This is a genomic window from Streptomyces ureilyticus (assembly GCF_011045025.1).
GTDB classification, from domain to species: Bacteria; Actinomycetota; Actinomycetes; order Streptomycetales; family Streptomycetaceae; genus Streptomyces; species Streptomyces ureilyticus.
On sequence record NZ_JAAKZX010000275.1, the window covers coordinates 1 to 10537 of the forward strand.

Annotated in this window: 14 protein-coding genes and 1 pseudogene; 7 read left to right on the plus strand and 8 right to left on the minus strand. The window is 68.4% G+C overall.

Annotated elements, in window-relative coordinates; translation table 11 throughout:
- Together G6048_RS43275 and galE are read left to right on the plus strand one after the other, a co-directional pair.
- A pseudogene (locus tag G6048_RS43275) lies at window positions 1–419 on the plus strand (hypothetical protein); the annotation flags it as partial.
- Window positions 420–476: 57 nt separating this feature from the next.
- Window positions 477–1457, plus strand: coding sequence for a UDP-glucose 4-epimerase GalE (galE, locus tag G6048_RS43280; RefSeq protein WP_165345097.1), 981 nt, complete (start codon window positions 477–479; stop codon window positions 1455–1457).
- A 22-nt stretch (window positions 1458–1479) separates the two neighbouring features.
- Here the strand turns inward: galE and G6048_RS43285 are convergent, their stop codons facing one another.
- Both G6048_RS43285 and G6048_RS43290 read right to left on the minus strand, forming a co-directional pair.
- Window positions 1480–1917 carry a hypothetical protein gene (locus G6048_RS43285; protein WP_165345098.1) on the minus strand — a complete coding sequence of 146 codons (438 nt, stop codon included), beginning with the start codon at window positions 1915–1917 and terminating at the stop codon, window positions 1480–1482.
- Window positions 1918–2002: 85 nt separating this feature from the next.
- Complete coding sequence (locus G6048_RS43290; protein WP_165345099.1) at window positions 2003–2977, minus strand: alpha/beta hydrolase; 975 nt, start codon at window positions 2975–2977, stop codon at window positions 2003–2005.
- Window positions 2978–3340: 363 nt separating this feature from the next.
- On the opposite strand from G6048_RS43290, the gene G6048_RS43295 reads away from it, so the two are divergent.
- Window positions 3341–4168: an alpha/beta hydrolase gene (locus G6048_RS43295; RefSeq protein ID WP_165345100.1), complete on the plus strand. Its 828-nt coding sequence runs from the start codon at window positions 3341–3343 to the stop codon at window positions 4166–4168.
- A 94-nt stretch (window positions 4169–4262) separates the two neighbouring features.
- Entirely contained in the window at window positions 4263–5117 is an 855-nt protein-coding gene (locus tag G6048_RS43300; RefSeq protein WP_165345101.1) for an NAD(P)H-binding protein, read from the plus strand.
- Window positions 5118–5211: 94 nt separating this feature from the next.
- Here the strand turns inward: G6048_RS43300 and G6048_RS48990 are convergent, their stop codons facing one another.
- From G6048_RS48990 to G6048_RS43320, 4 genes are read right to left on the minus strand one after another with little or no spacing between them, the layout of a single operon-like run.
- The gene (locus G6048_RS48990) at window positions 5212–5727 is read right to left on the minus strand and encodes a helix-turn-helix domain-containing protein (RefSeq protein ID WP_206342852.1); all 516 of its coding nucleotides are present in this window, start codon (window positions 5725–5727) and stop codon (window positions 5212–5214) included.
- Complete coding sequence (locus G6048_RS43310; RefSeq protein ID WP_235991036.1) at window positions 5724–6110, minus strand: type II toxin-antitoxin system RelE/ParE family toxin; 387 nt, start codon at window positions 6108–6110, stop codon at window positions 5724–5726. Before G6048_RS43310 ends, G6048_RS48990 begins: the two co-directional genes overlap by 4 nt.
- Window positions 6111–6133: 23 nt before the next feature.
- A complete protein-coding gene (locus tag G6048_RS43315) occupies window positions 6134–6448 on the minus strand; it encodes a hypothetical protein (protein ID WP_165345102.1) in 315 nt (104 codons plus the stop codon).
- Between the two features lie 38 nt (window positions 6449–6486).
- Complete coding sequence (locus tag G6048_RS43320) at window positions 6487–6927, minus strand: ATP-binding protein (protein WP_165345103.1); 441 nt, start codon at window positions 6925–6927, stop codon at window positions 6487–6489.
- 288 nt (window positions 6928–7215) lie between these two features.
- Between G6048_RS43320 and G6048_RS43325 the strand changes: the two genes are divergently transcribed.
- The 3 genes from G6048_RS43325 to G6048_RS43335 are packed head-to-tail and all read left to right on the plus strand — an operon-like array spanning window position 7216 to window position 9212.
- Window positions 7216–8067, plus strand: coding sequence for a DUF5753 domain-containing protein (locus G6048_RS43325; RefSeq protein ID WP_165345104.1), 852 nt, complete (start codon window positions 7216–7218; stop codon window positions 8065–8067).
- Between the two features lie 12 nt (window positions 8068–8079).
- A complete protein-coding gene (locus G6048_RS43330; RefSeq protein WP_165345105.1) occupies window positions 8080–8277 on the plus strand; it encodes a DUF397 domain-containing protein in 198 nt (65 codons plus the stop codon).
- A complete protein-coding gene (locus G6048_RS43335) occupies window positions 8274–9212 on the plus strand; it encodes an ADP-ribosylglycohydrolase family protein (RefSeq protein WP_165345106.1) in 939 nt (312 codons plus the stop codon). The genes G6048_RS43330 and G6048_RS43335 overlap by 4 nt, the downstream gene beginning before the upstream one ends.
- Before the next feature lie 92 nt (window positions 9213–9304).
- On the opposite strand, the gene G6048_RS43340 is transcribed toward G6048_RS43335, so the two are convergent.
- The gene (locus tag G6048_RS43340; RefSeq protein WP_165345107.1) at window positions 9305–9526 is read right to left on the minus strand and encodes a hypothetical protein; all 222 of its coding nucleotides are present in this window, start codon (window positions 9524–9526) and stop codon (window positions 9305–9307) included.
- A gap of 129 nt (window positions 9527–9655) precedes the next feature.
- Window positions 9656–10327, minus strand: a complete 672-nt coding sequence (locus G6048_RS43345) for a TetR/AcrR family transcriptional regulator (RefSeq protein ID WP_165345108.1) — start codon at window positions 10325–10327, stop codon at window positions 9656–9658.
- Window positions 10328–10537: the final 210 nt, after the last annotated feature.

The window sequence follows — 10537 nt, forward strand, 5'->3', positions numbered from 1 at the left end:
GGGCAGAGTCCTGGCCGTCTTCGACGCCTCACGCGACTGCGCTCACGGCGCGGCTTCTGCCCGGCGACGGCGTGTACGAGAGGGGTTCAGGGGGCGGCTCCTCGGCAGGCCCCTTGGCCGGCTCCTCGGTCGGCTCCTGGTGGGCCGAGGTGCCGGTCGACCTCTCCGCGCTCGGCTCGGGCACCTGGGATCTGCGGCTGTGGCTGCGGTTCCGCGACGGTTCGGCCCGCTACACCTCCGCGCACGCGGTCGCGGGGCCCGGACTGCTGCGCCGTACGGCGGTGTTGAGCGCGCGGCACGGTGTGTTGCTGGTCCAGCCGTACGCGACCCATTCGGGTTCGCTGGCGTTGCGGCTCGCGTCCGGTTGGCAGGGAACGGCCGCCGTGCTGCGACGCAGGCTGGGGCGGCTGCTTCACTGATGGGCGACGATGGGCCCAGGGTGGCTTACCGACCGACAGACGAGGGGACGGCCGTACATGACCTGGCTGATCACCGGCGGCGCCGGCTACATCGGGGCGCATGTCGTGCGCGCGATGACCGAGGCGGGCGAACAGGCCGTGGTGTACGACGACTTGTCCACCGGGATCGCCGAGCGTGTCCCCGACGGGGTCCCGATGATCGTCGGCTCGACCCTGGACGCGGACCGCGTGGCCCGCGCGCTCACGGACCACGCCGTCACCGGTGTCGTCCACCTGGCGGCGAAGAAGCAGGTCGGCGAGTCGGTCGAGCTGCCGCTGCACTACTACCGCGAGAACGTCGAGGGTCTGCGCGTGCTGTTGCAGGCGGTCACGACCGCCGCGGTGCCGTCGTTCGTGTTCTCGTCCTCGGCCGCGGTGTACGGCATGCCGGACGTCGACCTGGTGACGGAGGAGACGCCCTGCGTGCCGATGAACCCGTACGGCGAGACGAAGCTGGCGGGCGAGTGGCTGACCCGCGCCACGGGCCGCGCACACGGCCTGTCGACCGCCTCCCTGCGCTACTTCAACGTGGCGGGCGCGGCGACCCCGGAACTGGCCGACATCGGCGTCTTCAACATCGTCCCGATGGTCTTCGAAAAGCTGACGGAGGGCGCGGCGCCACGGATCTTCGGCGACGACTATCCGACGCCGGACGGCACATGCGTACGCGACTACATCCACGTGGTCGACCTGGCCGAGGCCCACGTGGCGGCAGCCCGCCGCCTGTCCGCGTCCCCCGGCACGGACCTGACCCTCAACATCGGCCGCGGCGAGGGCGTATCGGTCCGCGAAATGATCGACCACATCAACGACCTCACGGGCTACGACACCCCTCCAGTCGCCATGCCACGCCGCCCCGGCGACCCACCCCGCGTCGTGGCCTCGGCTGCCCGCATCGCCGACGAACTGGGCTGGAAGGCGAGGTACGACGTGACCGACATGATCACCTCGGCTTGGGAGGGGTGGGTGCGGCTGCATCCGGAGGCACGGCGCGACTAGGCGAGCCCTGAAGTGACCAGGGCTACCAACGGTGCTCTCTGACGCCCTCGACGATGAGAGAGATGCCGATGCCCAGCATCCAGACGTCCTTGGCCAGCGCGATTCCCTGCTCAGTGGGTCGCAGGCTGCCCTCCTCGCGCATGCCCGGCGCGCGCAGGTACAGCCCGAGCGTGCCGGCAGAGAACGCGGTCAGCGCGGTTCCGGCAGCAGCGGCAGGGACCACCGGCAGGAGCAGCGCGGCGGCAACGGCGGCTTCCCCGGCAGAGAGCAACCGGACGAACTGCTGGGCATCGAGCTTGCCCAAGAAGGGGTAGGCGGTGGTGGCGAACTGCTGCAGTCCCTCAGCGGTGGCCTGGTCCGCGCCGCGTTTCGCCAGCGCGGAGTCCAGGAAGAACGTTCCGACGGGGAGCCTGAGCGGCAACTGCCGCGCTGCGGACCGCCAGATGGAATCGGATGCCATGCCGAGCCTCCCAAAGTGGGCAGTTGGCCCCTGGAGAACGACCGTCGGCCTACGAAGCACCGACCGAGTCACGGAACGTCACAGGTCAAGGCGTGGCGACACCACTTCTCAGCGCGTCGCGCAGCACTGTGACGGCCTGGGCAACGGCCGCACGGGTGGCATGGGTGTCGCTGAGAGGGTTGAGCATCATGAAGTCGTGGGTGATGCCGTCGTAACGGACCGTGGTGATGTCGACGCCCGCGGCGCGAAGCTTGGCCGCGTACGCCTCGCCCTCGTCGCGTAGGACATCTGCCTCGTCGACAAGGAGGAAGGCCGGTGGCAGACCGGCGAGCTGATCGATGTCGGCCTTCAAGGGGGAGGCGGTGATCTCGCTGCGCTGCGCGCGGTCGGGAATGTAGGCGTTCCAGAACCACTCCATGGCCTGGGCGGTGAGGAAGTAGCCGGTGGCGAGATCGGCGTAGGACTTGGTGTTCATTTCGGCGTCGGTGACCGGGTAGTACATGGACTGATGCACGAAACGGACGTCGCCGCGCTCTTTGGCCATCAGGGCGAGAGCAGCCGTCATGTTTCCGCCGACCGAGTCGCCCGCCACCGCCATGCGGTCCGGATCGAGGCCATGGGCAGCGCCTTCTCGGACGATCCACTGAGCGGTGGCGTAGCCCTGCTCGATCGCCACCGGGTAGTGCGCTTCGGGAGAGCGGGTGTACTCGACGAACACGACCGCAGCCTGCGCCCCGTCCGCGAGCTCGCGCACCAGTCGATCATGGGTGTCGGCGTTGCCCAGAATCCATCCACCGCCGTGCATGTAGAGAACCACGGGGAGGGGCGGCGCGGCGCCTCGCGGCCGGACGATGCGGACACGTACATCGCCGACATCGGCAGGAACGGTGATCCACTCTGAGTCGGCATCGAGCTTCTCGATCGGTTCCGCTTGAAGGTCGTCCAGCACCCTGCGGGCCTTCTCGGGCCCCAGTTCGTACAAGAACGGCGGCTGGGATGTGGCATCTGCGAACTGCTGGGCTGCGGGCTCCAGAACGATGGAGCCAGAGGGAGCGGTCATGACGAACTCCGTGTGGTCTGGGGCTGAGAGATGCTGAGCACTCCTGCACGGCCTGACCGCGGAACGTCAATGCGCCCCGCCCCTGGGCAGGCAGCGCAGCATTGCCACAAGCAACAGCGTCGTCCCTCCGAGTCTTGATCGCATCCGTGCAGGCGCACTCCCCAGCCCGTACCACCACTGCGCTGTTGCTGCCCGAGCCGAGGCCGAAGCAGGTGGAGGGCCGGCTGTGGGGCCCGGAATCGGCGCCCCCGGAGTGGGCGGCGGTGCAGAACGTGCGCCGGTGGGCCGCCACTTCATCGCTGCGGTTGTACGACCGCTGTTCGAGGTCGACGATTGTTACAGCCCGCAATCGGAAGGAGGACCATGAGCGAGCCGACGACCAATGCCCCGCCGATTGTGCTGATCCACGGGCTTTGGATGACCGCCAGAAGCTGGGATCGCTGGGCGCAGTACTACCGGGCGAAGGGCTACGAGGTGGTCGTGCCGACGTACCCGGGGTTCGAGATCGAGGTGGAGGCGCTGCGCGAAAAGCCCGAGATCATCGCCGCGGCATCCGTCCCCGAAACCCTCGACCATCTCAGCAACGTGGTCGAGAGCCTGGACCGTCCGCCGATCATCATGGGCCACTCCTTCGGCGGGACCTTCACCCAACTCCTGGTCAACCGAGGGTTGGGCGCCGCCGCCGTGACGATCGACTCGGCGCCACCCGAGGGTGTGCGGGTGAACCCGCCGTCCCAGATCAAGTCCCTGTTCCCGATCCTCGCCAACCCGGCCAACCGGCACCGCGCGGTGGGCTTCACCCGGGAGCAGTTCCACTACGCGTTCGCCAACACGTGCAGCCGGGAGGAGTCCGACGCGGCGTACGACCGCCTCCACATCCCGGCGCCCGGCAGCTGGGTGTGGGCCTACGGCCTGATAGCCAACTGGAAGCCGGGCCACCAGGAGACCTGGGTCGACTACGACCTGGACGACCGGGCACCGCTGCTGTTCATCATCGGCGGCAAGGACCACCTGATGCCGCCCTCGGTGATCCGCTCGAACGCGAAGAAGTACCGCAACTCCGAGGCGCTGACCGAGACCTACGAGTTCCCGGACCGCTCACACTTCACCGGTGTCGAGCCCGGCTGGGAACAGGTAGCCGATTACGCGCTCGAATGGGCGACCAGCCACGTCCGAACCCCGCAGGGCTGATCAACCGCCGACAGCGGCAACCCACTGGGCCTCGCGCCGGCTTTGTTAGCCTCGATCGTGGCCCCTAGCCCGGCGATCCGGTGGACTGTGGATCATGACAGCGACAGCGCCAACAACGTTGGTCCTCGCAGGAACAGGGAAGACCGGACGCCGCGTCGTGTCCGGGCTCCAAGCGCGTGACGTGCCGGTGCGGATTGGCTCACGGCGCGCCGATCCGCCTTTCGACTGGCAGGACGACACCACGTGGGAACCAGCGCTACGAGGCATGGACGCGGCGTATGTGGCCTTCTACCCTGACGCGGCGTTCCCCGGCGCGGCCAGGACCGTGGGTTCCTTCGCCAACCTGGCAGTGGCCTGCGGCGTCCGGCGCCTCGTCCTGCTTGCCGACCGCGGTGCCGACGAGGCCGAGCGGTGCGAACAGGCGGTACGGGACTCGGGTGCGGAGTGGACCATCGTGCGGGCGGGGTTCATCACGCAGAACTTCAGCGAGGCATTCCTCGTAGAACTGGTCCGGTCTGGTGTGGTCGCCCTTCCGGCCGGCGACGTCGCGGAACCGTTCACCGACGCGGAGGACATCGCGGATGTCGCCATCGCGGCCCTGACCGAGAACGGCCACGTCGGCCAAATCCACGACGTGACCGGCCCACGCCTACTCACCTTCGCCAACGCCGTCGCCGAGATAGCGAGCGCGACCCGCAGGGAGATCCGCTATCTGCCGGTCACGCCCGACCAGTTCATCTCATCCCTGACCGAACGAGGCGTGCCGCCCGAGTACGCAACGCAACTGACCGACCTGATGACCGAGGTCTTCGACGGCCGCAGGTCCCAGGTGACCGACACCGTCGAACGCGTTCTCGGCCGCCCGCCACGCGACTTCGCGGAGTATGCACACGAGACGGCCGCAACTGGGGTCTGGGATGCCCATGCCGCGCCCTCTGGCGAAGCCTGACGTGCTCGGGAAGTCAGAGCACAATCGACCGGCGCCGGTCGATCGAGCGGCCACGCGGCAACTGCGCTGACCATCGTTTGCCAGGCGCTCTGCGTCAGGCGACTTCGGTGCGGAAGCCGTCCATGTCGGCGACGACCTTCAGGCTTTCCGGTTTCTGCTTCAGGATCGTGTGCAGAAGGTCAGCGTTGATGCGGTCCGCGGCGGCGGGGAGGAATCGGACCCGCCCGCCGGGTTGCGTGATTTCGATCCGTACATCTCCCCCGATGGCCTGGATGTAGGCGGCGAGGTCGAAGATGAGCTGGGCGAGGGGGATCAGCTCGTCCGAGGTGCTGGTCTCTAGCTCGCCGATGCGGGAAAGGTCGACGCGGGGAAGGCTGAAGGCGCCGGATTCCAGATTGATGACTCGGGCAAGTTCGACGCCCATACGGCGGGCGACGTCCTCACGGGTGGCGCTGGCTCGCTCGCGGAGTTCGACGAGCCGGGCACCGCGTTCTTCTGCGGCCAGGCGCTCGGCCTCCCGCTTGACCCCTTCGCGATCGGCGGGGTCATCGAAGAATTCGGCGAGCAGGTCATCAGGGGAATCGTAGACGCCCGCTTCGTGGGTGTTCATCCTCGGCCCTCCTCCATCTCCTTCAAGTGTCGCTCATATCGCTCTTCGGCGATCGGGATCGACTCGTCGTACCAGCCGGTCCAGTTTCCTGCCTTGTTACCGGCGGCGAGCACAACCGCCTGACGCTGGGGGTCGAACACGTACAGCATGCGAATGGATACCCGGCTGCCGGAGCGCGGCCGGAGCTCCTTCATCGCGTACTGGGACCCTGTGATCCGATCGGCTGTCGGGCGCCCCAGCCCTGGCCCCCGTTCTTGCAGCCGAGTCAGTGCGGCGGTGATGTGCTTCAGCGTGTCCGGGTCGTCCCGCCTGAGCTGGTGCAGCCAGCTCCGGACCTCCGGAACGATGACCAGCCGATAGACGTACGGATTCGGTGGCTCCAAGCAGCGTTCCGCATGTTGGTCTTTCAAGCCTCGATCTCCCGCCCGGCCTCGCGCAGAGTCCTGTTGATCTCCGCCATGGCGGCACGGAACGTGGCTTCGTCGACTGTTTCGTCCTGGGAGATCCGCTCCGCCTCGTGCAGACGGGCCGCCCGTGCCGGATCCCGCTCGATCGCCACGAAGACGCCCCAGCGTTTCAGGAAGCGCTGAAGCGGGGCCGTACCCCCGGTCTGGCTGGCCTGGTCGAACGCTCGCCCAGCTTCCAGGTCGAACTGCGGCAGGTCCACGAGGCTCACCCGCTTCACCGCCTCACGCAACGCGTCCCTGGTCAGGGGCGGCATCGGGATGATCGGCCCATCATGATGCACCGGCTGTGCCCTCACCCCTCGGCCCCTTCTCGGCAGAAGCCGGACAGGCCGGGCGCCCCGAGTTCGAACCAGACGCCCTTCCCTCGCGGGGGCGGGCCGACGGAGTGTGCGGCGTCGGGTTCTGTGCCCCATCTCCCCGCGGTGAGTGCGTCCACTAGCCAGATGCCGCGCCCGCTCTCGCCGTGGCAGCCCTCTCTCAGAACGGGGGGCTGCAGATCGCCGTCGTAGACGGTGACCCGGACCGCAGCGAGTGGTTCACCGACAGCCAGCCGTAACACCGCGTCGGCCCCCTTGGCGTGTACGCAGGCGTTGGTGACGAGTTCGGAGGTGCACAGGGCCGCGTCGTCGACGAGGTCGCCGAGTTGCTGCGAGCGCAGGACGGAGGCGACGAAGTCGCGGGCGACGCGGGGTGTGGTGTCCAGGGAGGGGCAGAAGAGAGTGTATTCGGGCATGGAGGATCAACTCCGTTGCAGGGAGGAGGGAGCAATAAGGGGTAGGGCGCCGGCTGGTGTCATTGCCCGTGGGGTCGACTTCACACGGGTGCGCTTCCAACTGGCGTTGGGCATGGGTGAGTTGAGCAGCCGACGACCACCGCGACGCAGCGTGTCAGCTTCAACACTGAAGGTAGGGCGTAACCTAGTGACGGCACAAGCTAACGCCGAAAACTGCCCACTTTTCGGTGACCGGGTCGCGCTTGACCGGCATACTCGTTCAGCCAAACCACCAGGGAGAGAGCACCAATGCCGCCAAGGAGCACCCCTACCGCCCGACAGGAGCGTCTGGGGGGCGAGCTGCGCAAGATGCGCGAGCGCGCGGGAGTGACAGCTCGCGCCGCAGCCGCGCTGCTGGGCTCGAATCCCATGCAGCAGAGCGCCGTGGAAACCGGCCGCAGCGGCATCAGCGAAGAGCGCATTCGCCGCCTGGCAGCACACTGCGCCTGTGACGACGCCGCGTACATCGATGCCTTGGTCGTCATGGCCACTGAGCGCGGGAAAGGCTGGTGGGAAGATTTCCGGGGCGTAATCCATCCCGGCGGGCTCGACCTGGCAGAGCTCGAACACCACGCCGTAGGCGTCCACACCTTCCAAGTGGCTCATATCCCAGGGCTGTTCCAGACCGAGGACCACATGCGAGCCGTCTTCCGCTTCGCGTCGCCCGACTTGCCGCGTAAGGATCAGGACGCACACGTCGAGTTCCGCACATGTCGACAGCAGATCATCACCGGTCAGCATGCGACGCCGTACGAGGCCGTGATCCATGAGGCCGCACTTCGCATCCGAGTTGGCGGCCGGAAGACTGCACGAGCCCAGCTCGAACGCATCCTTGAACTCTCCGCGCTAGATCACGTGACCGTACGCGTGGTCCCCTTTGACAGTGAGGACTTCGCCGGAGCCGGACACTCCATGCTCTACGTGCGCGGCCCCGTCCCCCAACTCGACACGGTGCAATTGGACACCGCCCACGGGGGCAAGCTCCTCGATGCCGAGTCTCTGCTCCAGCAATACCGGAGGCGCTTCGACCAGGTCGTCACCACAGCCCTGACGCCGAAGCAGTCCCAAGACCTCATTACTCACATCACCACGGAACTCTGAAAGGCTCCCAACGTGTCCGCCCCCATCCAGTGGCAGAAGTCGACGTTCTCCGGTGGTGGTTCAAGCGAGGACTGCATCGAACTCGCCGCCACCAACATCGCGATACACCTCCGCGAGAGCGACCATCCCGCAGCACTCCTCACCACCAGCCCCACCCCCCTGCATGCCCTCCTCTCAACCCTCAAGTCCGGCCGCCTCGCCTCACGATGACGCCGACGGACCCCACATCACGCGCCCTCGGCGCCGTACTCGGTTCCGCCGTCGGGGACGCTCTGGGGGCGCCCTTCGAATTCGGGCCCGAAGGGACGTTCTCGGCGCGGTTTCCGTCGCCCGGTGGCGGCGGCGAGATGTGCGGAGGCGGCGGCTGGGACCCCGGTGAAGCCACCGACGACACGCAGATGGCCGTGCTCGTCGGGGAGTCGCTGCTGGAGTGCCGTGGGCTCGAACTGGCCGACATCTTCCGGCGGTTCCAGCGGTGGGCGGTGTCCGAGCCCAAGGACATCGGGCTGCAGACCGAGGACGTACTCACCAGCGGAGAGCCGTGGGACTTCGCCGCCGCGCTCCACTTCCAGGTCAGCCAACGGGCCGCGGGGAACGGGGCGTTGATGCGGGCGGCCACCTCTGCGGTGTACTTCGCGGGCGATGGCACCGAGGCCACCATGGACGCCGGCCGTCGCATCGCCGCGCTCACCCACGGCGACCGGGCGGCCTGGGAGGGGACGGCGCTCTTCCACGAGTTGGTCCGGGTGGCCCTGAACGGGAGCGACTCGCTGCGCGCGCTACCGGACGCCCTGGATCTCGTACATCCGGATCATCGGGATCGGTACGCGGTCGTCCTCGCGCCGGACTGGCATCCCGACCAGGCGACCGAGTTCAACGGGGCCGTGTGGCCTTGCCTCGGATCCGCCGTGTGGGCGCTGCGTACGACCGATTCGTACGAAGGCGCGGTGCGGGCCGCCGTCGATCTGGGCGGGGACACCGACACCGTGGCGGCGGTCACGGGTGGGCTCGCCGGGGCGGTGTACGGAGCCGAAGCCATCCCGTCGCGGTGGACCGAGCCGCTGCACGTCCCGCTGCCCGGGTTCGGCGGGCGGGTGCTGCGGGCGGCGGAGCTGGTGGGGCTGGCCGAGCGGCTGGCTCGGTAGGCACGGCACGGGGGCGGAGATGCGTTCGCCGCGGGCGGGACTGCTGTCCCACTCCGCGGCGAGCGTTGCCGACGGGGCCCGTCAGGGCTTCGTCAGAGCTTGTCCATGCGGGTGTAGGGGCTGACGATTCGGGCCTGGCGGGCACCGAAGTCGACGAGCATCGCGACGCCGTCTTCGACGCCGACGATCGTGCCCAGGCCGAACTGGTCGTGCGACACGCGGTCGCCCAGAGCGAAGTGCTTGGCGACCGGGGCAACCGGAGCTTTGAAGGGACTGGTGGGCAGATGGCGCCGGGGCGCGGAAGGCTTCGTCATCGTGAAACCAGTATGCGCCAGCGCGAGCCCGAGGTGTGAGTCACGGATGACAACGATCCGGCTCCCGGTCTGCAACACGGGCTACCACGCGCCCGGCCACCGCACGCCCCGCGGCAAGGGCCACACCGCCTACAAGGCCTTCAGCGCCGCCGCCGTGGCCCGCGTCAGCTTCTCCAGATAGTCCTTCGGCAGCTTCGGGTCGCGGATCACCACCGAGCGCCAGTAGAGCGGGCCGGAGATGAGGTCGAGGGCCAGTTCGTCGTCGATGCCCATACGGACCTCGCCGCGTCGCTCGGCCGCCGCCACGATGCCGCTCGCGACGCCCTCCTGGCCTTCCCGCAGGGCCTTCTGCATGGCCTCCGCGATGTCCGGGTTGCGGGCCGCCTCCGCCTGGAGGTCGGGGATGACCTGCGAGGCCACGGGGTGGCGGAGGGCTCGGGACGTGACCTCGTACAGCAGCCGCAGGTCGCCCTCCAGGGTGCCGGTGTCCGGTGCCGGCAAGCCCTGTACCGCGATCGCCGACACCAGGTCGAGTACCAGGTGCAGCTTGGAACGCCACCGGCGGTAGACCGCCGTCTTGCCTACGCCCGCGCGCCGCGCGATCCCCTCTATGGACATCCGGGCGTAGCCGACGGCCGCGAGTTCCTCGAAGACGGCCGACCGGATGGCTTCCGTCACATCCTCGCGGAGTACGGCCGCCCCGGCGGGAGCCCTACGGCGCGGCTGCTGGGAGCCCTGGGCGGCTCCGTCGGCATTTCCCTCGGATTTCCCGTCAGGGTTCGTCGTCATGCGGCAGAGCATAAGGGCGTTTCGACGAAACGGTTGCGTCCCGACGAGAGCGTTGGACGGGCACGTATCGACGAGACGGTTGCGTTTCGACGTCGCATCGACCTACGCTCGCGTTGCGACGATACGGTCCCGTCGCGACGTAACGCCGCCGAGTGCAAGGAGCGCCCGTGAGTCAGGTCCTCGACACCGCGCCCCCAGCGCCGGCCTCACCCGAAGCCCCAC

Coding starts and splice junctions, on each gene's coding strand:
- galE (WP_165345097.1), top strand. CDS start 477: ATGACCTGGCTGATCACCGGCGGCGCCGGCTACATCGGGGCGCATGTC.
- G6048_RS43285 (WP_165345098.1), bottom strand. CDS start 1,917: ATGGCATCCGATTCCATCTGGCGGTCCGCAGCGCGGCAGTTGCCGCTC.
- G6048_RS43290 (WP_165345099.1), bottom strand. CDS start 2,977: ATGACCGCTCCCTCTGGCTCCATCGTTCTGGAGCCCGCAGCCCAGCAG.
- G6048_RS43295 (WP_165345100.1), top strand. CDS start 3,341: ATGAGCGAGCCGACGACCAATGCCCCGCCGATTGTGCTGATCCACGGG.
- G6048_RS43300 (WP_165345101.1), top strand. CDS start 4,263: ATGACAGCGACAGCGCCAACAACGTTGGTCCTCGCAGGAACAGGGAAG.
- G6048_RS48990 (WP_206342852.1), bottom strand. CDS start 5,727: ATGAACACCCACGAAGCGGGCGTCTACGATTCCCCTGATGACCTGCTC.
- G6048_RS43315 (WP_165345102.1), bottom strand. CDS start 6,448: ATGCCGCCCCTGACCAGGGACGCGTTGCGTGAGGCGGTGAAGCGGGTG.
- G6048_RS43320 (WP_165345103.1), bottom strand. CDS start 6,927: ATGCCCGAATACACTCTCTTCTGCCCCTCCCTGGACACCACACCCCGC.
- G6048_RS43325 (WP_165345104.1), top strand. CDS start 7,216: ATGCCGCCAAGGAGCACCCCTACCGCCCGACAGGAGCGTCTGGGGGGC.
- G6048_RS43335 (WP_165345106.1), top strand. CDS start 8,274: ATGACGCCGACGGACCCCACATCACGCGCCCTCGGCGCCGTACTCGGT.
- G6048_RS43340 (WP_165345107.1), bottom strand. CDS start 9,526: ATGACGAAGCCTTCCGCGCCCCGGCGCCATCTGCCCACCAGTCCCTTC.
- G6048_RS43345 (WP_165345108.1), bottom strand. CDS start 10,327: ATGCTCTGCCGCATGACGACGAACCCTGACGGGAAATCCGAGGGAAAT.